Origin of the sequence: Pseudomonas sp. ICMP 8385, from assembly GCF_002699915.1 — a bacterium.
In the GTDB taxonomy this organism is placed as follows: Bacteria; Pseudomonadota; Gammaproteobacteria; order Pseudomonadales; family Pseudomonadaceae; genus Aquipseudomonas; species Aquipseudomonas gessardii.
The window spans coordinates 1-22,259 of the sequence record NZ_LKBY01000092.1; the positions used below are offsets into that span (position 1 = coordinate 1).

Here is a 22,259-nt window from a genome sequence, read left to right on the forward strand (position 1 = left end):
TTGGAGGGGCATGAAACGAACTCATAAAAACAGAGCCCGTTTCTATTATTGCTTGGCGGAGAAGTCAATTTCTTAACTGACTGGCATTAGGGCTTGCCCGCGATGGCGGAGTGTCAGTCGACTATTTATCAACTGACCCACTGCCATCGCGAGCAAGCCCGCTCCCACATTATTTGAGTGCGACCCATGAGGCTCAGATCCGCACATTCCCCCGTGGCCCGGCAATAGCCCAGATAATCAGGCCCAGCACTGGAAGGAACAGGATCAACAGGATCCACAACACTTTGGCCCCGGTGCTGGCGCCGCTTTTGAACACGTTGATAATCGCCCAGATATCCAGCGCCAGGATGATCAGCCCGATCAGGCCATTAAATGTGGAACCCATGGTGTCGCTCCTAAGTGAGGGTTTGCCTGTTTAGGATAGCCAGCCCTGACCAGGGTTCCGTTTTATTTCACACGTGCAGCGCAATACGCAGGGCTTCCAGGGACGGCTCGCCCTTGATCCCGGTTTCGGCACACAATTCCAGCACCCGTGGCACGTCGTTGCCATACACCAACACCGCCTGGATCTCGTCATCGAGCAACTGGCTGAAGTTCATCAGGGTGTAGCCGCCGTTTTCCGGGTTCATGGCGCCGAGCTGGATCTGGATACGATTGAGCGCCGTCAGCGCCTCGGTCTTGGCCAGTTGCTTGGGCTTGAGGTTGAATTCGACGCCCGGACCAAAGGACGCGACGATCTGGGCGAACAGGTCCTGGTAGGTATCGGCCTGGAACAGCACGGTTTCCGGCAGGCTGCCAACCACTATCCACTCGCCCAGGGGGATGGGGAAGCTGTCGTCGTAGTTGATATCCGGGTTGGCCGCCAGGAACCCATCGGCATCGGCGTAGGCCTGGGTGGCCTCGTCGGCGATCTGCACGATCTCGGCGTCGCCCAGGCAACCGGAACTGATTTTAGTGATGAGTTCGACGAGCGCGGTGTTCATGGGCAATCCTGTAGCGAGGCTGATTTTGAGGGCGCAAAGCCTACACCAGTTTTAGCAGCTGCGCCGTCGTATCCGCAGCGCCCATGGTCTGGGCCGCCACCAACGCCGTCACACCCTGGGCATCCGTGGCCTTGGGGTTGGCCCCCACGCTGATCAGGTACTCGACCATCTCGGTGCGGTTGAACATCGCGGCCATCATCAGCGCCGTGCGGCCATCGGCCGAGGCGCCGTCAACCGGGGTGCCCCCTTCAATCAACGCCTTGACTACCTCAAGGCTGCCCTTGAACGCCGCGCCGGCCATCGGCAATTGGTGCTTGTCGTTGGCCATTTGTGGGTCTGCCTTGAACTCCAGCAGCACTTTCACCGCCTCGGCGTGCCCGTGATAGGCGGCCAGCATCAACAAGGTATCGCCGTTGTGATTACGCAGATTGACCGGCAAGCCCTTGGCCAGCAACGCGGCCAGCATTGCGGCATCGCCTCGGCGGGCGACGTCGAAAACCTGCTCGGCAAATTCGGCGGCTTCTTCTTCGGTCATTTTTTTGGCTTGATCTGACATCTGCGGCTCCCTGTGGGTGTGGCGTAAGGCCGTTAGTTTCCCGAGCGGCGCTACGCCTGTCACCCCTTTTTTGCCGAACGCCACGATAGTCAGGCGCTATCACAGACCCTCAGTAGCGATACTTTCCACCCTGGATATCCGCCAGCACCTGCCCGGTCACCGGCACATAGGCGTCAGTGCCCGGCAACCAGGCATACAGGGGATCATCACCGACCCGGGCCGGGTCGAACGCTTCTTCCTTGAGCCGCATCTTCTGGTACTTGAAGGTGCCGGTGGTTTCCATCTTCACCTTGATCCGCAGGAACAACGGCACTGCATAGGCGGGCATCTGGCTCTGGGCGAACTGCAGCAATGCCTGCATATCCAGGCTGGCCAGGGATTCGGACGGAGTAATCGCCGCCATCCCGGCCCGGCCATTGGTGTTGGCGATTTCCACGCCGTAGGCCACCGCCTCGGTGATCTGCGGGTGCTGCATAAAGATGTTTTCCACTTCGGTGGTGGAGACGTTCTCGCCCTTCCAGCGATAGGTGTCGCCCAGGCGATCGACGAACTGCGCATGGCCAAAGCCGATACTGCGCAACAGATCGCCGGTATTGAAATAACGATCGCCCTTTTCAAACACGTCGCTCAAGACCACCTTGCGGTTCTTTTCCGGGTCGGTGTAGCCATCGAACGGTGCCTTGTCGTCGATCCTGGCCAGCAGCAGGCCCTGGCCGCCCTTCGCCACCTCACGCATAAAACCATTGCTGCCACGGATCGGCTCACAGGTGTCGTGGGCGTAGTCCACCAGCGCCCAGTGCATCAGGGAAAAGCCGATGGTGTTGTCGAAATTAAGCACGTTGGTGAAGCCGATATTACCGTCGCTGGCGGCGTACAGCTCGCAGATATGCTCGACGCCAAAACGCTCCTTGAACGGGCCCCACACCCCGGGACGCAAGCCGTTGCCGATCATCTTCACCACCCGGTTGTCGCGGTCGCGCGGGCTGGGGGGCTGGTCGATCAGGTAGCGGCACAGCTCGCCGACGTAACCCAGGGTGGTCGCGTTGAACTTGCGCACATCGTCCCAGAACTGGCTGGCGCTGAACTTGCGGCGGATGGCAAACCCCGACGCGCCGGCAATCGCCGAGCCCCAGCACACACACAACCCGGTGGCGTGGTACAGCGGCAGCGTGCAATAGACGACGTCGTCCGGGCCCATGTCCAGAGCGATGGTGCCAAAGCTGGCCGAGGACTTCATCCAGCGCCCATGCTTGAAGATGCCGGCCTTGGGCAAACCGGTGGTGCCGGAGGTGTAGATATAGAAACACGGGTCGTTGAAGTAGATCTGCTGGCTGCTGGCCGGGTTGTCCGTCGAACTCTGCGCGCTGGCGGCCATCAGGTCGATATAGCCCCGGGGCACCGGCGTCACCTGTTGATCGGCAACATACCAGGTGCGCAATGGCTCAATCGCCACCTGCTCACGCACCGCATCGTAGGCCTCGACCAGTTCGGCGCCGACCACAATCGCCACCGGGTTGACCAGGGTCAGGCTATGCACCAGCACCGCCTGGGTCTGCGCGGTGTTGAGCATGGCGCAGATGCCGCCGACCTTGGCCACCGCCAGTACCGCCAGCAACAGCTCGGGACGGTTTTCAATAAACAGTGCGACCACATCGCCCTTGCCAATACCTTGGGCCTGCAGATGATGGGCGATGCGGTTGGCGTGCTGGTTGGCCTGGCGGTAACTGAGCACCTGGTCGCCGTACAGCAGCGCGGCGCCCTCGGGGTTGCGTTGGGTGGCCTGCTCGAAGGTCCAGCCCAGCCCGCACGGCTGGTCGGGGTCAGTGATATTGGCAACGCGGATACCGCGCACCAGGCGTGGCAGGGCCCTGACAATGGTCGGCACCTTACGCAACATCATGCCGAGGGTAATCATCTCGCTGTTCGGATTGCTCATGCACAAAAGTCCTTTTTCTTATTATTCGTATGATCCGTGGGCCTTCGTACGGTGTAGGACCGTTCCTGAATGCCTTGCAGGAAAATACGCCAGCCATTCCTTGGCTGTACACGCAGGATTTGCAATGTTTTGTATCCCGCCGTCAGTACCGTTGGTCAGCGCCCGATAGCGCAAAATGCAGGATGCACGATGGCCATTCATGCATATTGCACGAAACCGAAAAATTCTATTTTTTATAAGCTATTGATTTATAAATGATTTATACAAATCACAATACTGGCACAATCACTGCACCTATCACTCCATGCCGCACAACACGAGCCAATGGAGCCAATAGACATGAGCCTGATCCAAGACAAGTTTGCTTCTGTATTCTCCAACTACGACGTCACCACCCAACCGCGCCCTGACGGTGGGATCCTGCTGACCCTGCGCAACACCGAGGGCAAGCAGATCAAGCGCTCGATTTCGTACCAGCAACTGCACACCGCCGACCAACTGACCTGGGTCATCAGCGCCATCCGCCGCGACCTGGCAGAACAAGCCAGTGACTTACCGCAGATCTCGATGCTGCAAAGCCAGAACCGTTTTGCCCTGCCGACCTACCACTCGGCATAAGTAGCGCTGTGTTTTCCAGGGTCGTGACGCCGTTGTGCCTCACGGCCCTTTTTTAATTGCACAACCCACGCTTGATCGCCTCGCTGACGGCCTGGACCCGGTTATTGACGTGCAACTTGCAATAGATATTGCGCAAATGAAACTTCACCGTGGCCTGTGAGACACATCGGATCCGGCTGATTTCCCACACGGTCTTGCCCTCCGTGGCCCAGCGCAGTATTTCCAACTCCTTGGCCGTCAGCGGCTTATCCTGCAACGCCAGCTGTTCACAGGCCGCGTTTGCCGCAGGCTCCACGGATGGGGTCGGCTCCTCTGGGCTGCTCATGCATACCTCTCCCTCTCTTATTGATTTGCACCGCCAATATTCGGACTCCTCCTATTGACAGACGAACTTACACAGTGAGGGGAGAGTTACACAAAGCCTGGAATTAACACATCAGCCCATAGACAAATAGCTATAACTTACAAACCATACAGTCCATTCCCACAAACTTATCCAACTTGAGCATATTGAATAAGTTTGCAGATAGTGAATTACCGTCAATCATCCAGCCCGGGGAAACCCTGGGCAAGGTCACTGCCGGTGCGTTGCGCCACGGCCCCGAACACCGTCTGGAACAGGCTGATCGCGACCACCCGCAGTTCTTCCCCCAGGTCAAGCCAGCGCGGCATGCCGGCCGGGATGCGCAACAGGTCATGTTTTTCGCAGAGCAGCGTGTAGACGTAATCGTCGATGTGCAAGCCGAGCAGCCCACGCCCGGCGGCGAACAGGCGGATTTCGTCGGCCTCATGGCGATACTCATCGCGCAGGCTTGCAGCAAGGGCCTCCTGTTGCGGATGTTCGCGGCTCACGCTCAACACTTCCACCTGCGCGTAGCCGTGTGCCGTCATCCAGCTGTCGATGTGCTCCTGGTACGCCGCCGTCACCTCGGCCGCACTGGCGCCGGCTTCGACACGGGTGTTGGCCGACCAGCGCTCGAAGCCCACGCCCTGCTCGGCCAGGGTCGAGGCAATATCGTCAGCGTGGGTCAGGACCTTGTTCGGGGTGTCCGGGGTAGAAACGTGATAAACGCAAAGAATGCTCATAAATAGGGTCCTCGGGCGGTAAGAGTCTGCAGGTGATGGGCCGGGCTCATGGCCGTTCCTCGGGCAAGCGCAGCGCCATGATCCACGCGGCGGCCAGGGCTGCGAGGCTGGCAATGCTGAAGGTCAGGGTCGGCCCCAACTGGTTCCAGCTGTACCCGGAATACAAGGCGCCCAGCGCGCCGCCGGTGCCGGCCAGCGCGGCATAAAGGGCCTGGCCCTGGCCTTGCTGGCGCGCCCCGAAGCTGCGCTGCACAAACTGGATGGCCGCCGCATGAAAGCTGCCAAAGGTCGCCGCATGCAGCAATTGGGCAAATAGCAGCACCCACAGGAACTCGGCGAACGAGCCCAGCAACAGCCAGCGCAACGCCGCCAGCAGGAAGCTCGCCACCAGCACCCGGCGCACCGAGAAGCGCGAGAGAATCCGGCGCATGGCCATGAACATCAGCACCTCCGCCACCACGCCCAGGGCCCACAGCAGGCCGATCACGCCACGGCTGTAGCCGAGGTTTTCCAGGTGCAGGGTGAGGAAGGTGTAGTACGGGCCGTGGCTCATCTGCATCAAGGCAACACAGGCATAAAACGCCAGCACGCCGGGGCTGCGCAGTTGCCGCAAGAACCCGTCGCCGGCGCCGCGCCCGCCTGTGGCAGCCGGCTGGGCATTGGGCACCCAGAGGCTGGCACCGACGATGCCGGCCATGATCAACACGATCGCCAGCGGGTAGATATCCAGGCTCAGGGCCTCGAACAGCCGTCCCAGGGCGACCACAGCCAGGATGAAACCGATGGAGCCCCACAGGCGGACCTGGCTGTAGCGCGAAGTCTGGCCTTGCAGGTGCGCCAGGGTGATGACCTCGAACTGTGGCAGCACCGCATGCCAGAAGAACGCATGCAGGGCCATCACCAGCGCCAGCCAGGCATAGCTCTGGCTGACAAAGATCAGCGAGAAACTGAGCAGCGTGCACACCGCGCCAAAGCGCACAATGGCCAGGCGCCGCCCGGTGTAGTCCCCCAGCCAGCCCCAGATATTGGGGGCCACGCAACGCATCAGCATGGGGATTGCCACCAGCTCGCCAATGCGCGCGCTGGAGAATCCCAGGTGGTGGAAGTACAGCGCCAGGAACGGCGCCGTCGCCCCCAGCAGGGCGAAATAGAACAGATAAAAGCTGGAAAGTCGCCAGTACGGGAGCGCTGTCACGGTCAGACCGTCACAGCTGGCCCAGCACCGGGGTACTCACGCGCACATCGGCATTCTGCCCACGATGGCGCAGCAGGTGGTCCATCAGCACAATGGCCATCATGGCCTCGGCAATCGGCGTGGCGCGGATGCCGACGCACGGGTCATGGCGGCCCTTGGTGATCACGTCCACCGGGTTGCCATGCACATCGATCGAACGCCCCGGCGTGGTGATGCTCGACGTCGGCTTGAGCGCCAGGTGCGCCACAATCGGCTGGCCGGACGAGATACCGCCGAGAATGCCGCCCGCGTTGTTGCTGACAAAACCTTCGGGGGTCAGCTCATCGCGGTGCTCGGTGCCGCGCTGGGCCACGCAGGCGAAACCGGCGCCGATTTCCACGCCCTTGACCGCGTTGATGCTCATCAGCGCGTGGGCCAGTTCGGCGTCCAGGCGGTCGAAGATCGGCTCGCCCAGGCCCGGCATCACCCCTTCGGCGACCACGGTGATTTTCGCGCCCACCGAATCCTGGTCGCGGCGCAACTGGTCCATATAGGCTTCCAGTTCCGGCACCTTGTCCGGGTCGGGGCTGAAGAAGGCGTTGTCTTGCACGCTGTCCCAGGTCTTGAACGGGATTTCGATCGGGCCCAACTGGCTCATGTAGCCACGAACCACGATGCCCTGGGTGGCCAGGTACTTCTTGGCAATGGCTCCGGCGGCCACGCGCATCGCGGTTTCCCGCGCCGAACTGCGGCCACCGCCACGGTAGTCGCGCTCGCCGTATTTATGGTGGTAGGTGTAGTCGGCGTGGGCCGGGCGGAACAGGTCCTTGATCGCCGAGTAGTCCTTGGACTTCTGGTCGGTGTTGCGGATCAACAGGCCGATGGCGCAGCCGGTGGTGCGGCCCTCGAACACGCCGGAGAGGATCTCGACTTCGTCGGGCTCCTGGCGCTGGGTGGTGTGGCGGCTGGTGCCGGGCTTGCGGCGGTCGAGGTCGCGCTGCAGGTCGTCCAGGGACAGCTCAAGGCCGGGCGGGCAGCCGTCGACAATGGCGACCAACGCCGGGCCATGGCTTTCGCCCGCGGTGGTGACAGTGAACAGCTTGCCGTAGGTATTGCCGGACATGCAGAGCGCTCCGTGAAATCAGTTGAATCAACTCAACCGTGATAACTAAGCGCGCCAGTATACGCAGGCTCACCCAGTAGTTCATCCTCGAAACCTTCCCGGTAGACGTTGGTCCAACCGGCACCTTCCTCATGATGGCGCGATGATGCTGCGAGTTTTGCTGTTCACCCTCACCCTGTTCTGTACCGTCGCCCACGCCGCCAGCCCTGTGGTGCTGCAACGACCCATCAGCCTGGACACTGGCAGCGGCGAGCTGTTTGGCTCGTTATTGCTGCCCCAGTCTGACAAACCGGTGCCCGTGGTGCTGATCATCGCCGGCTCCGGCCCCACCGACCGCAACGGCAACAGTGCCGACGGGGCGCGCAACGACAGCCTCAAGCGCCTGGCCTGGGTGCTGGCCCGGCATAATATTGCCAGCGTGCGCTACGACAAGCGCGGCGTGGCCGCCAGCCTCCAGGCCACGCCCGACGAGCGCAACCTGACGCTGGACGCCTACGTGGCCGACGCCGTGGCCTGGGGCACGTTGCTCAAGGCCGACCCGCGATTCGGGCCCCTGGTGGTACTGGGCCACAGTGAGGGTGCCCTGGTGGCAGCCCTCGCCGCCCCCGAGCTGCGGCCCGCCGGGGTGGTTTCCCTGTCCGGCAGTGCCCGCCCGGTGGACCAGGTGATTCGCCAGCAATTGGCCGATCGCCTGCCGCCTGCCCTGCTGCTGCGCAGCCACCAGATTCTGGATCGACTCAAGGCCGGCCAGGTGGATGCCGATGTGCCAGGCCCGCTGCAGGGGATTTTCCGCCCCAGCGTGCAGCCTTACCTGATCAGCCTGTTTCGTGCCGACCCAGCAGCGGCTTTCGCCCGACTGACGATGCCGGCCCTGATCATCCAGGGCACCACCGACCTGCAAGTGGGGGTCGCCGATGCCCAGAAACTCAAGCAGGCCAAACCCGACGCCGAACTGGTGGTGATTCCCGGCATGAACCACGTGATGCGCATCGTGCCCAACGATGTGAAACAACAATTGAGCTCCTACAACGACCCGCAATTGCCCCTCGCCGATGCGCTGGGCCGGCGTCTGGTTGCCTTTATCGACGGACTTCGCCCCCGATAAGCGACTATTTACCCTCCAGTCCTGGATAAAGCGGCCGATAAGCACAGGGTCAACAGCAAAAAGCCTGTCGACTTGCAGAGCTTGGACAGGATCGCACCGAATGACGAACACCGAAGCAGTACCACAACCACCCGCTGAAACCCCCGCCGACACCGAAGCGGCGGCAGCGGCTGCGCTGCCGTGGGCGGAAGTTGGGGCCGAACACTTCAAGATGCTGCGCCTGGCGCCCTTGGCCACCGACCGCGCCACCGGCGCCCGCCCGCTGCGCTTTGTGCAATTTGGCTATGCCGAGCGCAACAACAAGGACCACAGCTTGCTGCGCATGGTCATCCAACTGCCCAGCCAACGGGTGCGGCGTGAACAGAATCACCTGGACGTGTGGGTCGACCACGCCACCCAGCGCGTGCATTTCGGCCCGGGCAACAGCCTGGAAATCGAACCGGCGAACCGAGGCCTGGGGCGTTTCCTGGTGGCCCAGGGTGCCGCGTGGGCGAAAAAGAAGTGGTCGCACTACCGCGTCGACGGCGTGGACCTGGCGAACAAGGACGCGCTGAACGAAGCCACGCGCCTGCGTCGCGACCACTTTTTGCGCATCCAGGGTTTTGATGTGGCCTATGCCGATGTCCAGCATCTGAAGGGGCATGTGCAGCCGGGCAAGGTCAGCGAAGTGCTGGACAGCTGGAACACCGAGAAGGTGCAGTTCGTGGAAATCCTGGAAGCGGCGCAGATGCTGCAACAGGCCGAGCAGAACCTGGTCGAGCAAGAGGTGAAACTGCGCCACGAGGAAGAAAAGGTCATCAAGTTCAAGCGCGAGGACAGCGGCTTGCGCTTCACCATCACCTGCCTGGTGGCGTTTACCGTGTTCCAGGCGGGGTTGTTGATCTGGATTGCGACGCATCGCTGACCACTTGGTTTCACTGAACAAACCCAAGCAAATGTGTGTGGGCTTGGGTGGGAGCGGGCTTGCCCGCGATAGCGGAGTGTCAGTCAACTATTTATAACTGACCCACCGCTATCGCGGGCAAGCCCGCTCCCACATTTTTTAGGGCCAATTCCTACGCGATATCGGGTCAGACCCTGGCGGCAAACACCGCCTGATGCTCCCGGCACTGCTGTGCCGTGAGCATGAACACGCCATGCCCGCCGTTCTGGAACTCCAGCCAGGCAAAATCCACTTCCGGGTACAGCGCTTCAACGTGCACCTGGCTGTTGCCCACCTCGACAATCAGCAAGCCCTTCTCGGTCAGATGATCGCCCGCTTCGGCCAGCATCCGGCGCACCAGGTTCAAGCCGTCGTCACCGCAGGCCAGGCCCAGCTCGGGTTCGTGCTGGTATTCGTCGGGCATGTCGGCAAAGTCTTCGGCATCGACATACGGCGGGTTGGACACAATCAGGTCAAAGCGCTGGCCGGGCAAGCCGTCGAAGCCATCACCCTGCACGGTGTACACGCGCTCGTCGACGCCATGGCGCTCGATGTTCTGGTTGGCCACTTCCAGGGCTTCAAAGGACAAGTCCCCCAGCACCACTTCGGCTTCCTGGAACTCGTAGGCGCAGGCAATGCCGATGCAACCGGAGCCGGTGCACAGGTCGAGGATGCGCGCCGGCGGCTGGGCCAACCAGGGTTCAAAACGGTTTTCGATCAGCTCGCCAATGGGTGAGCGTGGGATCAGCACCCGCTCGTCGACAATAAACGACATGCTGCAGAACCAGGCTTCTTTCAACAGGTAGGCGGTGGGCACGCGCTCGTGGATCCGGCGATGCAGCAGGCGCTGTACATGGGAAATCTCTTCTTCTTCGAGGTTGCAGTCCAGGTAACTGTCGGCAATTTCCCAAGGCAGGTGCAGCGCACCCAGCACCAATTGCCGGGCTTCGTCCCAGGCATTATCGGTACCATGGCCAAAAAACAGGTCTTCCCCATGGAAACGGCTGACAGCCCAACGGATATGGTCGCGCAAGGTGCGCAGGCGGGAAGTGATCACGGGGGCAAGCTCCAGGAAAAAACGACTGGCAATTCTAACAGCCTTAAGCTGTACGGACGATGTATGAAAAACCGCTGCGGTGCGTCAGATTCAACCTGACTTAAGGTTTTTCTGTTACACAGCAGCCCCTCTTGACATGGCTGTAGGCCAACAACGGCGCACCTTACGTTAGTAGCGATTCACAGAACCGCTCAGCCAGAGGACAATGTCGCAAAAGCCCCACTCACAGGAGCCCCAGAATGTCCGTTCCAAAGACGATGTTTCAACTCAGCGGTCGCGGTTACGCACCGGCCAATTTGAGCCACGCGACCCTTGTGATCATCGATGCCCAGAAAGAATACTTGAGCGGCCCGCTTGCCCTGTCGGGCATGGAGGCCGCCGTAGAACATATCAAGCAACTGAGCGCGGCCGCACGCAAGGCCGGGCGGCCGATCGTGCATGTCCGCCACCTGGGCACCGTCGGCGGCCTGTTCGACCCCCAGGGCGAACGCGGCGAGTTCATCCCCGGCCTGGAGCCACACGATGATGAAACCATCATCGGCAAGCTGCTGCCCAGCGCGTTCCACGGCACGCTGCTGGAAAAAACCCTGCAGGACCTGGGTTCCCTGGACTTGATCGTCTGCGGCTTCATGAGCCACTCCAGCGTCAGCACCACGGTGCGCGCGGCGAAGAACCTGGGCTTTCGCTGCACCCTGGTAGAAGACGCCTGCGCCACCCGCGACCTGCCTTACAAAGGCGGCATTCTCAGCGCCGAGCATGTGCAGCAAACAGAAATGGCCATCATGGCCGACAACTTCGCCACCCTCGCCTTGACCCAAGACTTGGTCTGATCGCCCTGCCGATGAGCGGTGTGGCCCCCTCCCTGGGTCCCGCTCATCCGCTAAAACCTGTCATTTACCGCAATTGCCTCCCCACCCGGAACAAGTTGTTTATCTGCCGGTCGAAGGGCCGATACCCTGGAGGAAAGGTCGGAATGAAGATATCCGATGGATTTGACGCTCGTCGCTTGCGCCCCAAGGGCCCGAGCAACTGGCGTCTGCGCCTGGGCGTGGCATTTGCCGCGTTGCTCGCGCTGTGTGGCCTACTGCTTGCGTTGGCCGGTGGTGCCGGCCTGTTGGGCCACTCGCCCGCGCTGGGCGAACTCAATGCCAGCCCGGGCGACGGCGGCGTGCTGCTGGGCAGCGGGTTGTTGATCCTGTGGCTGGGTATCTGGCTGTGGCGCCGCTGCCGACGTCGCATGCGCCAGCCACTGGCGCTGAACATTGCCTCGCACCTGATGAAAAAACACGACTGAGGGAACACTGATAGCGTTTTGTCCCGCATCGACCGCCTCGATTTGGGTAAACTGCCCGCCCTTCGCGGAGGCTGATATGCAAGACGACGATTTTTCCCTGTTCAAGAACGAGCTGCGCGGCGTCAAGCCGATCAAGCACGACCGCGCCGACACCGGCAAACCGAAGACCGACCGCGCGCAGATCGCCAAGCTGCGCCAGGCGGCCACGGTGCGTACGGATGCCACCACGGTGGACGGTCTGTCGGACCAGTTCGTGATTGATGTGGGCCCCGAAGACGAGCTGATGTGGTCCCGCGACGGGGTCCAGGAAAGCCAGGTACGCAAGCTCAAGGCCGGGCAGATCCCCTTCGAGGGCAGCCTCGACCTGCACGGCATGACCGTGGAAAAAGCCCGGGAAACCCTCTGGGCGTTCCTGGCCGAAGCCACCCAGTTTGAAATCCGCTGCGTGCGCGTGACCCACGGCAAGGCCGTGCGCCTGGACGGCAAGCGCCCGATGATCAAGAGCCACGTCAACACCTGGCTGCGCCAGCATGCCCAAGTGCTCGGGTTCACCTCCTGCCAACCGCGCCATGGCGGTGCCGGTGCGGTGTATGTGATGCTCAAGCGCACGATGCTCGAAGGGCGTGACGAGTAACCCACAGCGCACGCGTGCCAACAACACCGCGCCCAGGGCCCGCCCCGCCGCTATTCAGCCAGTTTCGCATTCTCGCGTTCTTTCTCGGCATACCGCGCGCGCGCGTCCACTATCGTCGGCTGATACTTCAAGGCCCACGCATGCAGCGCTCCCAGGGGCACGACCAGTTCGTGCCCAAGGTCTGTCAGTTCGTACTCGACCCTCGGCGGAATAGTCGGGAACATCGTGCGCTTCACGATCCCGTCTTGTTCCAGCCGCTTGAGGGTAAGCGTGAGCATACGCTGCGAAATCCCCTCGACGGTACGCTGGATCTGGTTGTAGCGCACCGGCCCGCGTGACAGCGCCCCAACGACCAGCACGGTCCACTTGTCGCCGATTCGCGCCAGTACCTGCGCAATCAATAGACAACCTTGATAGTTATGCGCCGTCTCCGATACGCGAACAGAAATGTTCGTTTCGCTCAAAAAAGTGCCTTCTTGTGTGGATGTGGGTGAGACCTACAATAACCCAGCCCACCAAACAAAGTGTTTACAAGCATCGCGCGTACCTCCCCGACCTGAGTATTTGCGGTGCCCCTTCCCTCAGTCGCCAGACTCTGGAACCCCTCAACAGGAGATTTTCCGTATGCCCAAAACATCCTCCATGCTGGCTATCTCGGCAACGACCCTAATCGTACTCGCGCTGTCGGCCTGCAGCGGGCAAGGCCGGACGCCAGACGCGTCCGCCGCCAGTCAGGAACTGCAGCGCTACAAGGCCCAAGAGCAAACCGAGCAAGCCAACCTGGTGAATTTTGCCGATCTCGACCTGCGCGTCTACAGCGGCCAGAAATGGGACGAGGTCTCCAAATCCCACGCCGACAACATCATCGTGCACTGGCCCGACGGGCGTCAGACCGTCGGTATCGATCCCCATATCGCAGATATGAAAGGGCTGTTCGCCTTTGCGCCCGACACCCGGATCCGCACCCAGAGCAACAAGATCGCCCAGGGCAACCTGACTTCGGTGACCGGCGTCATGGAAGGCACCTTCACCCGCCCGCTGCGCCTGCCCGATGGCCGCACGATCGCGCCGACCCACAAACCGTTCAAGTACTCGATGGTGACCGTGGCGCGCTGGGAAAACGGCAAGATGGCCGAAGAATGGCTGATGTGGGATAACGCGGAGTTCCTGCGTCAGATCGGTGTCAATCCGGCGGACCTCGCCCCACGCAAAGGCGCGGCCCAGCGTTAGGACGCAAGGCGGGAGCAGAGCGTGAGTATCCGGTAGGCCAGCGTGACCGACAAACACTTGCAGGCGGCTCTGGTAGAATTGCCGATCCGAAGCCGCCGGCAATACAACTGTCGGCACACGTACGCTACTATGTGCCCAATGGTAGGCATAAACCTCGGGTTCATCGCTAACGTGCAGACCCACTCCAGCAAACACTGGAGTGAACTCGGGAAGCTTGGACAAAGCCTGGATGGTACAAAATTGGTACAGGCAGAAACCGTACCGCTCTGAAACCCATACGGAATACAGCCCTGTGACATTGGAACAGAATTACACCGCGATCCTCGGCCAAATCGGCGAGGACGTCTCCCGCGAGGGCCTGCTCGACACGCCAAAACGTGCCGCCAAGGCCATGCAGTATCTTTGCCGCGGCTACGAGCAGACACTGGACGAGGTCACCAACGGTGCCCTGTTCAGCTCCGACAACAGCGAAATGGTGCTGGTCAAGGACATCGAGTTGTACTCGCTGTGCGAACACCACCTACTGCCGTTCATCGGCAAGGCCCATGTGGCCTATATCCCCAGCGGCAAGGTCCTGGGCCTGTCGAAGGTCGCGCGGATCGTCGATATGTATGCCCGTCGCCTGCAGATCCAGGAAAACCTCAGCCGCCAGGTCGCCGAGGCGGTCCAGCAAGTGACCGGTGCCCTGGGGGTTGCCGTGGTGATCGAGGCCAAGCACATGTGCATGATGATGCGCGGTGTGGAGAAACAGAATTCGTCGATGATCACCTCGGTGATGCTGGGTGAGTTCCGCGAAAACGCGGCCACCCGCAGCGAGTTTCTCAGCCTGATCAAGTAACCGGCTGCGTCAGAAAAACCGGCATTCATCTCGCCGGTTTTTTTTCGCCTGTGGAAATCAGGTAAGCTGCGGCCCCTTCTGTCATGGGCAAGAGGTTTCAGCCATGTTCGTCAAAGCACTCCGAGTGGGCCTCGGCCACGTTATCATCGCGGGCGACTTCCTTACCCGCCCGCGTAAAAAGCAGCGCCCCGCCGAGCAACAGGCACAGGTCAATGAAGCGGCCAAGGGCCTGACCCTGTATCAATTCCACGCCTGCCCGTTCTGCGTGAAGACCCGCCGCACCCTGCACCGCCTGAATGTACCGGTGGCGCTCAAGGACGCGAAGAACAACGAGCAAGACCGCCAGACCCTGCTTACCCAAGGTGGCAAGATCAAGGTGCCGTGCCTGCGTATCGAAGAAAATGGCCAGACCACCTGGATGTATGACTCCAAGGTGATCATCGATTACCTGGATAAGCGCTTCGCCGCGATCTGACCGAAAACGCAGTCCAAATGTGGGAGCGGGCTTGCTCGCGATGGCGGTGTATCAGTACCAAATTTATTGGCTGACCCACCGCCATCGCGAGCAAGCCCGCTCCCACACAAGCCCGCTCCCACCTATCAGTCGAGCATCGGCACATGCCGGGGATGGCTGGCCACACGCTCAAGCCAGGCCTGTACGGCCGGATAAGGGCTCAGGTCAAAACCACCCTCATGGGCCACATGGGTGTAGGCATACAGCGCAATATCGGCAATCGAATACTGCTCGCCCACCAGGTACGGCGTGGCTTGCAGCTGTTTTTCCATGACCCGCAGCGCCTTGTAGCCGCCTTTATGGGTGGTTTTGTATTCCTCCAGCCGATCCTCCGGCAGCCCCAGGTAAAACTGGATAAACCGCGCCACCGCAATGTACGGCTCGTGGCTGTACTGTTCAAAAAACTGCCATTGCAACACCTGTGTGCGCAGGCGCGGTTCGCTGGGCAGGAATTGGCTGCCGTCGGCGAGGAAGTTGAGGATCGCATTGGATTCCCACAGGCAGGTGCCGTCTTCGAGCTCCAGGACCGGGATCTTGCCGTTGGGGTTCTTCGCCAGGAACTCGGCGGTCTGTGTGTCGCCGTTCAAGATGTCGACATTCACCCACTCATACGCGATGCCGAGCAGGTTGAGCATCAACTTGACCTTGTAGCAGTTGCCCGAGCGGTAATCGCCATAAACCTTGTACATGAAGCTCCCCTTATGCCGCTTGCGCGCTGTGCTTGACGGATCAGCGGACATGAACGCCACGTCCTGCTCCAGCGCTTGTGCCAATAAAGTGCGGGTGTCCAGGGGCTGTTTCAAGGTCAGCCAGAAGAATAATCCACCCTGGGGTACTTGCCAGTCGGCCAGTTCCCGCCAGTGCCGCGTCGTGCACGCGGGAACCCGTCGCGCCGCTCACGGCAAAACGCTGGCAGTGAACAAGGCCCTGACCCTGCCTTGAAATTGGCCTTTCATCTTTTTTGCACACATAATCGCAAACATTATTTGCTTTCTTTGTATACAAAAGCATAATTCGCTTCGTGCGAGTTCCTGACCTATTGGTCAACAAAGCCCGCTGGTACCTCAAAGCGCCGCTGCCCCACTTATGTGTCCGGCGCTGGAAATAACAATAAAACTCTTGAGGAGTACTTGCTGTGGAAAGCCATAAATCCGACGCCCCGACCCTGGACCTCAGTCCGCCGCATCTTGCGCCCACAAAGCAGGGTTGGCTGGAACGCCTGTTCAAACTCAGCCTGCATGGCACCACAGTGAAGACCGAATTGATCGCCGGCCTCACCACGTTTATCACCATGGCCTACATCATTTTCGTCAACCCCAACATCATGGCCGACGCCGGCATCGACCACGGCGCCGCCTTTGTCGCCACCTGTATCGCCGCGGCCCTCGGTTGCCTGTTGATGGGCCTGTACGCCAACTGGCCGGTTGGCCTGGCGCCGGGCATGGGCTTGAATGCGTTTTTTACCTACACCGTGGTCGGCACCATGGGCTACACCTGGGAGACCGCGCTGGGTGCGGTGTTTATTTCCGGCGTGCTGTTTATGATCCTGACGCTGTCGCGTATCCGCGAATGGCTGCTCAACAGCATCCCGGTGAGCCTGCGCCACGCCATGGGCGCGGGGGTGGGGCTGTTCCTGGGGGTGATCGGCCTGAAAACCGCCGGCATCATCGTGGCCAGCCCCGCCACCCTGATCAAGCTCGGCTCCCTGCATGAACCGGCGCCGCTGCTGGCGGCCGTGTGCTTCCTGCTGATCGCGGTGCTCAGCTATCACCGGGTGTTCGGCGCGATCCTGCTCAGCATTATTGCCGTCACCCTGGCCGGCTGGGGCCTGGGCCTGGTGCATTACCAGGGCATCGTGGCCGCCCCGCCGAGCCTGGCGCCGACCTGGATGGCGATGGACGTGATGGGCGTGTTCAACGTCAGCATGATCAGCGTGGTGTTCGCCTTCCTGTTTGTGCATATGTTCGACACCGCCGGCACCTTGATGGGCGTCGCCCAGCGCGCCGGCCTGGTGAAGGCCGATGGCAAGATCGAAAACCTCTCGCGGGCCTTGAAAGCCGACAGTGCCTCCAGCGTGTTTGGCGCGGTGGTCGGTGTGCCGCCGGTCACCAGTTATGTGGAAAGCGCCGCTGGCGTGGCCGCCGGTGGGCGCACCGGGCTGACGGCCGTGACCGTGGGTGTGCTGTTTGTGGCGGCGATGTTTTTCGCCCCGCTGGCCGGCATGATCCCGGCGTATGCCACAGCCGGCGCGTTGATTTATGTGGCAATGCTGATGATGAGCGGCATGGCCCATATCGAGTGGGACGACGCCACCGACAGCATTCCGGCGATTGTCACGGCAATCATGATGCCCCTGACTTTCTCGGTCGCCGACGGCATCGCCCTGGGCTTTATCACCTATGTGGCGCTCAAGGCCGGCACGGGCAAGTATCAGCAGATTTCCATCAGCTTGTGGGTGCTGTGCGCGATTTTCATCGCCAAGTTTGTGTTCCTGTAACGCGCAAGCTGGCGAAAACCGCCTCACCCTTGGGTGGGGCTTTTGCATGTATGGAGGAATGTAATGAGCGTGGAAACCTGGCTGCTGTTCAGCGGCGCTGCCTTGATCGTGATCCTGATTCCGGGGCCGCTGTCGCTGCTGATGATCAGCAACAGCCTGAACTACGGCCTGCGCCGTTCGTACCCGGCGTTCCTGGGCGGGGTGTTTGCCTCGATCTGCCTGTTGAGCGCCTCGGCCCTGGGCCTGGGCGCGCTGTTGCTGGCATCGGAGCAGTTGTTCAGCGCCCTGAAGATCGTCGGCGCGCTGTACCTGTTCTACCTCGCCTGGCAGAGCTGGCAACAATCGCGCCTGCCGTCCCAGGGCGCCGTGGTGCCGGACGCTGCGCCCGTGCCGCGCTTTCGTGCACTGTTTGGCCGGGCGTTTGTACTGGGCGCCAGCAACCCCAAGGACATTCTGTTTTTCGCCGCCTTCCTGCCGCAGTTTCTCAGCAGCCAGCAACCGTTCCTGCCACAACTGCTGATCATGATCGCCACCTGGACCGTGCTGGACCTGCTGTGCAAGCTGGCCTACGGCCTGGGTGCCCACGGCGCCGCGCGCTACCTGCGCACCGGCAAGGGCCAGAGCTGGTTCAACCGCTTCAGTGCCGGGCTGTTTGGCAGCGCCGGGGCGGCATCGCTGCTCAAGGGCTAACACACAGCTCCCACATTTGATCATTGGCCTGCAACACACCTTTTCCCCAGGCAAAAAAAAGCCCGCAGTGTGAGCGGGCGAAACCAACGAAGAGCATTTGGGGGTGTGAAGCCAGGTGACGACTCAGCTACCGCGATAGGTGGAGTAGCTATAGGGCGAAATCAGCAGGGGCACATGGTAGTGATCCTGTTCGGCGCTGATGCCAAAACGCAGCACCACCACATCGAGAAATGCCGGCTCGGGCAAGTGCACGCCCCGGGCGCGGTAGTAGTCCCCGGCACTGAACTGCAACTGGTAGACGCCACTGCGGTAGTCATCGCCTTGCAACAGCGGTGCGTCGCAACGGCCATCGCTGTTGGTCAGGGCGCTGGCGACCAGTTCCAACTGCGTGCCTTCGACACGATACAGTTCAACCTTGATGGTGCAGCCTGGGCAGCCGTGCGCGGCGTCCAGTACGTGTGTGGTCAGTCGTCCCATGGATCGGAGCTCCCGTGTCATCGATTAAGTAAGAGGCCGCACCTTGGCGGGGCATGGAAAATGCCGGCGATGGCTGATTAAGACACTTTTCAAAAAAATTGTACACAATAAATTCAACAAACACCCCCTGCCCCTGTAGGAGCCGGCTTGCCGGCAATGACCGTGTATCTGCGCGCAATGCGGTTATAGGAAGATCGCTATCGCAGGCAAGCCAGCTCCCACACTAAAGCACTGCCGCAGGTTTTTGAGATTTAGTTGACCAGACGGGCAAGTTTCTTGCAGGGATAGGCCGATGCAACCGTCTGGAAAAAATGCAGAAATACAGGCTTACAAAGTGACCATTAAGTTGTATACAATCAGCCCATCGCTGTGACGCAACGGCCGCCACACCATCGATCACGAACAAGAAGGAAGACTGCAGTGAGCGCTGACTACCCACGCGACCTGATCGGTTACGGCAGTAACCCTGTGCACCCACACTGGCCAGGCAAGGCGCGTATCGCCCTGTCGTTCGTACTCAATTACGAAGAAGGCGGTGAGCGCAATATCCTGCACGGCGACAAAGAGTCTGAAGCCTTCCTTTCGGAAATGGTCTCGGCCCAGCCGCTGCAAGGCGCACGCAATATGAGCATGGAGTCGCTGTATGAATACGGCAGCCGTGCCGGCGTGTGGCGCATCCTCAAGCTGTTCAAGGCATTCGACATTCCGCTGACCATCTTCGCCGTGGCCATGGCCGCCCAGCGCCACCCCGATGTGATCCGCGCGATGGTCGCCGCCGGCCACGAGATCTGCAGCCACGGCTACCGCTGGATCGACTACCAATACATGGACGAGGCCCAGGAGCGCGAGCATATGCTCGAAGCCATCCGCATCCTCACCGAGCTGACCGGCGAACGCCCGCTGGGCTGGTACACCGGGCGCACCGGCCCCAACACCCGGCGACTGGTGATGGAGGAAGGTGGCTTCCTGTATGACTGCGACACCTACGACGACGACCTGCCCTACTGGGAACCGAACAACCCCACCGGCAAGCCGCACCTGGTGATCCCCTACACCCTGGACACCAACGATATGCGCTTCACCCAGGTCCAGGGCTTCAACAAGGGCGACGACTTTTTCCAGTACCTCAAGGACGCCTTCGATGTGCTGTATGCCGAAGGGGCCGAGGCGCCGAAGATGCTGTCCATCGGCCTGCATTGCCGCCTGATCGGCCGCCCGGCGCGCCTGGCGGCCCTCAAGCGCTTTATCGAATACGCCAAGGGCCATGACCAGGTGTGGTTCGCCCGCCGCGTCGATATTGCCCGCCACTGGCACGACGTCCACCCTTTCCAGGGAGCCGCCCAATGACAGCTTTCCAGACCTTGAAACCGTCGGCCCTGAGCCGTGACGCATTCGTCGCCGCCTTTGCCGATATCTACGAACACTCGCCATGGGTGGCCGAAAAGGCCTTCGACCTGGGCCAGGACGCTTCGATCGACCAGATCGAAACCTTGCACCAGCGCATGAGCGATATCCTGTTGAGCGCCGATCACACCAGGCAACTGGCCCTGATCAACGCTCACCCGGACCTGGCAGGCCGTGCGGCCGTCCAGGGCCAACTGACCGAAGCCAGCACGAACGAACAAGCTGGCGCCGGTATTCACCAATGCACGGCCGAAGAGTTCTCACGCTTCACCGAGCTGAACGACGCCTACAAGGCCAAGTTCAAGTTTCCCTTCATCATGGCGGTAAAAGGCAGCAACCGGCATCAGATCCTCAAAGCGTTTGAAACGCGCATCCACAACCCGGTCGAGACCGAGTTCAAGTGCGCGCTGGCAGAGATCAACAAGATCGCGTTGTTCCGTTTATTGACCCTCTAGACACCATCCCCAGCCACTCTATCTAAGGCAGACAAGAAGAATGAAAGCGCAACCCGTTCCTTTCGAGAAGTTCGTCAACCTGGCCGACGCCCGCCTGGGCACCAAGATCATCTCGGTGACCGATGACTGGTTCGCCGACGCCAACCGACTGTTCCAGCCGACCCCGGCCGTATGGAAGGAGGGCGTTTTCGATGATAACGGCAAGTGGATGGACGGCTGGGAGTCACGCCGCAAGCGCTTCGAGGGCTTCGACAGCGCGGTGATCCGCCTGGGCGTACCGGGCTCGATCAAGGGCGTGGACATCGACACTTCATTCTTCACCGGCAACTTCCCGCCATCGGCGTCCCTGGAAGGCTGTTTCCTGGCGGCGGGCGAGCCCGATGACAACACCCAGTGGGTCGAAGTGTTGTCTGCCGTAGAGTTGCAGGGCAACAGCCATCACTTGCACGAAATCAACAACGACCAGGCGTTCAGCCACCTGCGCTTCAACATCTACCCGGATGGTGGCGTGGCCCGTCTGCGGGTGTACGGCATTCCGTTCCGCGACTGGTCGGCCGTGGGCGACAACGAACAAGTGGACCTGGCCTCCTCCCTCAATGGCGGGCGTGCGCTGGCGTGCTCCGACGAACACTTCGGGCGCATGGGCAACATCCTCAACCCGGGCCGTGGCATCAACATGGGCGACGGCTGGGAAACCGCGCGCCGTCGCACCCCAGGCAATGACTGGGTGATCGTCGCGCTGGGGCATGCCGGCGAGGTCGACAAAGTGGTGGTCGACACCCTGCACTTCAAGGGTAACTACCCGGACACGTGCTCGATCCAGGCCGCGTTCGTCAAGGGCGGCACCGACAGCCAGATCGAGACCCAGTCGCTGTTCTGGCGTGAATTGCTGCCAGCACAGAAGCTGGAAATGCACGCCGAACACACCTTTGCCGAGCAGATCAAGGCATTGGGACCGATCACCCACATCCGCCTGAACGTGTTCCCGGATGGGGGCGTGAGCCGCCTGCGGGTGTTCGGCAAGGTCGCCAAGTAAGCGGTGAACCCAATCGCGGGCAAGCCCGCTCCCACAGGGGAATGCATTCCAAATGTGGGAGCGGGCTTGCCCGCGATAGCAATAGACCAGACAACACAGAACTCGGATAAGAAGACAGCCATGCGCACACTGATGATCGAACCCTTGACCAAAGAAGCCTTCGCCCCTTTCGGAGACGTTATCGAAACCGACGGCAGCGATCACTTCATGATCAACAACGGCTCGACCATGCGCTTTCATAAACTGGCGACGGTCGAGACCGCCACGCCAGAAGACCACGCCATCATCAGCATCTTCCGCGCCGACGCGCAGGACATGCCACTGACCGTGTGCATGCTGGAACGACACCCGCTGGGCAGCCAGGCCTTTATCCCGCTGCTCGGCAACCCCTTTCTGATCGTGGTCGCGCCCGTTGGCGATGCACCTGTATCAGGCTTGGTCCGCGCCTTCGTCACCAACGGCAGGCAGGGCATTAATTACCATCGCGGCGTCTGGCACCACCCGGTGCTGACGATCGAAAAGCGGGATGACTTCCTGGTGGTTGATCGCAGTGGCACAGGCAATAACTGCGATGAGCATTTTTTCAAAGAGGATGAGCGGTTGATCCTCGCCCCCCACCAATAAGAGAAG

27 protein-coding genes are annotated in these 22,259 nt (G+C 61.0%); 15 read left to right on the top strand and 12 right to left on the bottom strand.

The window, feature by feature from the left end; all coding sequences use genetic code 11:
* Window positions 1-193: 193 nt before the first annotated feature.
* The 4 genes from AO268_RS11220 to AO268_RS11235 form a co-directional block, all read right to left on the bottom strand.
* Window positions 194-385 (bottom strand): PLDc N-terminal domain-containing protein, encoded by a 192-nt coding sequence (locus AO268_RS11220; RefSeq protein ID WP_099168702.1) that lies wholly within the window; start codon window positions 383-385, stop codon window positions 194-196.
* A 67-nt stretch (window positions 386-452) separates the two neighbouring features.
* Window positions 453-983 (bottom strand): hypothetical protein, encoded by a 531-nt coding sequence (locus AO268_RS11225; protein ID WP_099168703.1) that lies wholly within the window; start codon window positions 981-983, stop codon window positions 453-455.
* A gap of 40 nt (window positions 984-1,023) precedes the next feature.
* Window positions 1,024-1,539 carry an ankyrin repeat domain-containing protein gene (locus tag AO268_RS11230; protein ID WP_099168704.1) on the bottom strand — a complete coding sequence of 172 codons (516 nt, stop codon included), beginning with the start codon at window positions 1,537-1,539 and terminating at the stop codon, window positions 1,024-1,026.
* 109 nt (window positions 1,540-1,648) lie between these two features.
* Window positions 1,649-3,475, bottom strand: coding sequence for a long-chain-acyl-CoA synthetase (locus AO268_RS11235; protein WP_099168705.1), 1,827 nt, complete (start codon window positions 3,473-3,475; stop codon window positions 1,649-1,651).
* A gap of 339 nt (window positions 3,476-3,814) precedes the next feature.
* Between AO268_RS11235 and AO268_RS11240 the strand changes: the two genes are divergently transcribed.
* The gene (locus AO268_RS11240; protein ID WP_099168706.1) at window positions 3,815-4,093 is read left to right on the top strand and encodes a DUF3509 domain-containing protein; all 279 of its coding nucleotides are present in this window, start codon (window positions 3,815-3,817) and stop codon (window positions 4,091-4,093) included.
* A gap of 52 nt (window positions 4,094-4,145) precedes the next feature.
* On the opposite strand, the gene AO268_RS11245 is transcribed toward AO268_RS11240, so the two are convergent.
* From AO268_RS11245 to aroC, 4 genes are all read right to left on the bottom strand, one after another.
* A complete protein-coding gene (locus tag AO268_RS11245) occupies window positions 4,146-4,418 on the bottom strand; it encodes a response regulator transcription factor (protein ID WP_099168707.1) in 273 nt (90 codons plus the stop codon).
* A gap of 215 nt (window positions 4,419-4,633) precedes the next feature.
* A complete protein-coding gene (locus AO268_RS11250; RefSeq protein ID WP_099168708.1) occupies window positions 4,634-5,179 on the bottom strand; it encodes a 1,2-dihydroxy-3-keto-5-methylthiopentene dioxygenase in 546 nt (181 codons plus the stop codon).
* 46 nt (window positions 5,180-5,225) lie between these two features.
* Window positions 5,226-6,374 (bottom strand): MFS transporter, encoded by a 1,149-nt coding sequence (locus AO268_RS11255; RefSeq protein WP_099168709.1) that lies wholly within the window; start codon window positions 6,372-6,374, stop codon window positions 5,226-5,228.
* 10 nt (window positions 6,375-6,384) lie between these two features.
* The gene (aroC, locus tag AO268_RS11260) at window positions 6,385-7,476 is read right to left on the bottom strand and encodes a chorismate synthase (protein WP_099168710.1); all 1,092 of its coding nucleotides are present in this window, start codon (window positions 7,474-7,476) and stop codon (window positions 6,385-6,387) included.
* A gap of 142 nt (window positions 7,477-7,618) precedes the next feature.
* Here aroC and AO268_RS11265 point away from each other — a divergent pair, with 142 nt between their 5' ends.
* Window positions 7,619-8,581: an alpha/beta hydrolase gene (locus AO268_RS11265; RefSeq protein ID WP_099168711.1), complete on the top strand. Its 963-nt coding sequence runs from the start codon at window positions 7,619-7,621 to the stop codon at window positions 8,579-8,581.
* 100 nt (window positions 8,582-8,681) lie between these two features.
* Window positions 8,682-9,485, top strand: a complete 804-nt coding sequence (locus AO268_RS11270; RefSeq protein WP_099168712.1) for a hypothetical protein — start codon at window positions 8,682-8,684, stop codon at window positions 9,483-9,485.
* Window positions 9,486-9,651: 166 nt separating this feature from the next.
* Here the strand turns inward: AO268_RS11270 and prmB are convergent, their stop codons facing one another.
* On the bottom strand, window positions 9,652-10,560 hold the full coding sequence (gene prmB / locus AO268_RS11275) for a 50S ribosomal protein L3 N(5)-glutamine methyltransferase (protein ID WP_099168713.1): 909 nt from the start codon (window positions 10,558-10,560) through the stop codon (window positions 9,652-9,654).
* A gap of 239 nt (window positions 10,561-10,799) precedes the next feature.
* Between prmB and AO268_RS11280 the strand changes: the two genes are divergently transcribed.
* From AO268_RS11280 to AO268_RS11290, 3 genes are all read left to right on the top strand, one after another.
* Window positions 10,800-11,390: a cysteine hydrolase family protein gene (locus tag AO268_RS11280; RefSeq protein ID WP_099168714.1), complete on the top strand. Its 591-nt coding sequence runs from the start codon at window positions 10,800-10,802 to the stop codon at window positions 11,388-11,390.
* A gap of 143 nt (window positions 11,391-11,533) precedes the next feature.
* Window positions 11,534-11,854 carry a hypothetical protein gene (locus AO268_RS11285; RefSeq protein ID WP_099168715.1) on the top strand — a complete coding sequence of 107 codons (321 nt, stop codon included), beginning with the start codon at window positions 11,534-11,536 and terminating at the stop codon, window positions 11,852-11,854.
* Between the two features lie 76 nt (window positions 11,855-11,930).
* Window positions 11,931-12,488, top strand: coding sequence for a Smr/MutS family protein (locus AO268_RS11290; protein WP_099168716.1), 558 nt, complete (start codon window positions 11,931-11,933; stop codon window positions 12,486-12,488).
* A gap of 50 nt (window positions 12,489-12,538) precedes the next feature.
* Here AO268_RS11290 and AO268_RS11295 read toward each other — a convergent pair whose 3' ends face one another.
* On the bottom strand, window positions 12,539-12,952 hold the full coding sequence (locus tag AO268_RS11295) for a winged helix-turn-helix transcriptional regulator (RefSeq protein WP_099168717.1): 414 nt from the start codon (window positions 12,950-12,952) through the stop codon (window positions 12,539-12,541).
* A gap of 160 nt (window positions 12,953-13,112) precedes the next feature.
* Between AO268_RS11295 and AO268_RS11300 the strand changes: the two genes are divergently transcribed.
* From AO268_RS11300 to AO268_RS11315, 3 genes are all read left to right on the top strand, one after another.
* Window positions 13,113-13,718 (top strand): ester cyclase, encoded by a 606-nt coding sequence (locus AO268_RS11300; RefSeq protein ID WP_236309156.1) that lies wholly within the window; start codon window positions 13,113-13,115, stop codon window positions 13,716-13,718.
* 292 nt (window positions 13,719-14,010) lie between these two features.
* Window positions 14,011-14,556 carry a GTP cyclohydrolase I FolE gene (gene folE / locus AO268_RS11310; protein WP_218927881.1) on the top strand — a complete coding sequence of 182 codons (546 nt, stop codon included), beginning with the start codon at window positions 14,011-14,013 and terminating at the stop codon, window positions 14,554-14,556.
* Window positions 14,557-14,659: 103 nt separating this feature from the next.
* A complete protein-coding gene (locus AO268_RS11315; RefSeq protein WP_029300369.1) occupies window positions 14,660-15,031 on the top strand; it encodes a glutathione S-transferase N-terminal domain-containing protein in 372 nt (123 codons plus the stop codon).
* Between the two features lie 125 nt (window positions 15,032-15,156).
* Here the strand turns inward: AO268_RS11315 and AO268_RS11320 are convergent, their stop codons facing one another.
* Window positions 15,157-15,759 carry a glutathione S-transferase family protein gene (locus AO268_RS11320; protein WP_099168720.1) on the bottom strand — a complete coding sequence of 201 codons (603 nt, stop codon included), beginning with the start codon at window positions 15,757-15,759 and terminating at the stop codon, window positions 15,157-15,159.
* 446 nt (window positions 15,760-16,205) lie between these two features.
* Between AO268_RS11320 and AO268_RS11325 the strand changes: the two genes are divergently transcribed.
* The gene (locus tag AO268_RS11325) at window positions 16,206-17,567 is read left to right on the top strand and encodes an NCS2 family permease (RefSeq protein ID WP_099168721.1); all 1,362 of its coding nucleotides are present in this window, start codon (window positions 16,206-16,208) and stop codon (window positions 17,565-17,567) included.
* Between the two features lie 63 nt (window positions 17,568-17,630).
* A complete protein-coding gene (locus AO268_RS11330; RefSeq protein ID WP_099168722.1) occupies window positions 17,631-18,257 on the top strand; it encodes a LysE family translocator in 627 nt (208 codons plus the stop codon).
* Between the two features lie 123 nt (window positions 18,258-18,380).
* Here AO268_RS11330 and uraH read toward each other — a convergent pair whose 3' ends face one another.
* Window positions 18,381-18,734 (bottom strand): hydroxyisourate hydrolase, encoded by a 354-nt coding sequence (uraH, locus tag AO268_RS11335; protein WP_099168723.1) that lies wholly within the window; start codon window positions 18,732-18,734, stop codon window positions 18,381-18,383.
* 420 nt (window positions 18,735-19,154) lie between these two features.
* On the opposite strand from uraH, the gene puuE reads away from it, so the two are divergent.
* From puuE to AO268_RS11360, 4 genes are all read left to right on the top strand, one after another.
* Window positions 19,155-20,081, top strand: coding sequence for an allantoinase PuuE (puuE, locus tag AO268_RS11345; protein ID WP_099168725.1), 927 nt, complete (start codon window positions 19,155-19,157; stop codon window positions 20,079-20,081).
* Window positions 20,078-20,593, top strand: coding sequence for a 2-oxo-4-hydroxy-4-carboxy-5-ureidoimidazoline decarboxylase (gene uraD, locus AO268_RS11350; protein WP_099168726.1), 516 nt, complete (start codon window positions 20,078-20,080; stop codon window positions 20,591-20,593). Before puuE ends, uraD begins: the two co-directional genes overlap by 4 nt.
* A gap of 40 nt (window positions 20,594-20,633) precedes the next feature.
* Complete coding sequence (alc, locus tag AO268_RS11355; protein ID WP_099168727.1) at window positions 20,634-21,629, top strand: allantoicase; 996 nt, start codon at window positions 20,634-20,636, stop codon at window positions 21,627-21,629.
* Between the two features lie 120 nt (window positions 21,630-21,749).
* Window positions 21,750-22,253 (top strand): ureidoglycolate lyase, encoded by a 504-nt coding sequence (locus AO268_RS11360; RefSeq protein ID WP_099168728.1) that lies wholly within the window; start codon window positions 21,750-21,752, stop codon window positions 22,251-22,253.
* Window positions 22,254-22,259 lie beyond the last annotated feature (6 nt).

Coding starts and splice junctions, on each gene's coding strand:
- alc (WP_099168727.1), top strand. CDS start 20,634: ATGAAAGCGCAACCCGTTCCTTTCGAGAAGTTCGTCAACCTGGCCGAC.
- AO268_RS11230 (WP_099168704.1), bottom strand. CDS start 1,539: ATGTCAGATCAAGCCAAAAAAATGACCGAAGAAGAAGCCGCCGAATTT.
- AO268_RS11315 (WP_029300369.1), top strand. CDS start 14,660: ATGTTCGTCAAAGCACTCCGAGTGGGCCTCGGCCACGTTATCATCGCG.
- AO268_RS11235 (WP_099168705.1), bottom strand. CDS start 3,475: ATGAGCAATCCGAACAGCGAGATGATTACCCTCGGCATGATGTTGCGT.
- AO268_RS11290 (WP_099168716.1), top strand. CDS start 11,931: ATGCAAGACGACGATTTTTCCCTGTTCAAGAACGAGCTGCGCGGCGTC.
- AO268_RS11250 (WP_099168708.1), bottom strand. CDS start 5,179: ATGAGCATTCTTTGCGTTTATCACGTTTCTACCCCGGACACCCCGAAC.
- AO268_RS11220 (WP_099168702.1), bottom strand. CDS start 385: ATGGGTTCCACATTTAATGGCCTGATCGGGCTGATCATCCTGGCGCTG.
- uraH (WP_099168723.1), bottom strand. CDS start 18,734: ATGGGACGACTGACCACACACGTACTGGACGCCGCGCACGGCTGCCCA.
- AO268_RS11245 (WP_099168707.1), bottom strand. CDS start 4,418: ATGAGCAGCCCAGAGGAGCCGACCCCATCCGTGGAGCCTGCGGCAAAC.
- AO268_RS11360 (WP_099168728.1), top strand. CDS start 21,750: ATGCGCACACTGATGATCGAACCCTTGACCAAAGAAGCCTTCGCCCCT.
- AO268_RS11265 (WP_099168711.1), top strand. CDS start 7,619: ATGATGCTGCGAGTTTTGCTGTTCACCCTCACCCTGTTCTGTACCGTC.
- uraD (WP_099168726.1), top strand. CDS start 20,078: ATGACAGCTTTCCAGACCTTGAAACCGTCGGCCCTGAGCCGTGACGCA.
- AO268_RS11330 (WP_099168722.1), top strand. CDS start 17,631: ATGAGCGTGGAAACCTGGCTGCTGTTCAGCGGCGCTGCCTTGATCGTG.
- AO268_RS11285 (WP_099168715.1), top strand. CDS start 11,534: ATGAAGATATCCGATGGATTTGACGCTCGTCGCTTGCGCCCCAAGGGC.
- AO268_RS11225 (WP_099168703.1), bottom strand. CDS start 983: ATGAACACCGCGCTCGTCGAACTCATCACTAAAATCAGTTCCGGTTGC.
- aroC (WP_099168710.1), bottom strand. CDS start 7,476: ATGTCCGGCAATACCTACGGCAAGCTGTTCACTGTCACCACCGCGGGC.
- AO268_RS11270 (WP_099168712.1), top strand. CDS start 8,682: ATGACGAACACCGAAGCAGTACCACAACCACCCGCTGAAACCCCCGCC.
- AO268_RS11280 (WP_099168714.1), top strand. CDS start 10,800: ATGTCCGTTCCAAAGACGATGTTTCAACTCAGCGGTCGCGGTTACGCA.
- AO268_RS11240 (WP_099168706.1), top strand. CDS start 3,815: ATGAGCCTGATCCAAGACAAGTTTGCTTCTGTATTCTCCAACTACGAC.
- AO268_RS11300 (WP_236309156.1), top strand. CDS start 13,113: ATGCCCAAAACATCCTCCATGCTGGCTATCTCGGCAACGACCCTAATC.
- AO268_RS11320 (WP_099168720.1), bottom strand. CDS start 15,759: ATGTACAAGGTTTATGGCGATTACCGCTCGGGCAACTGCTACAAGGTC.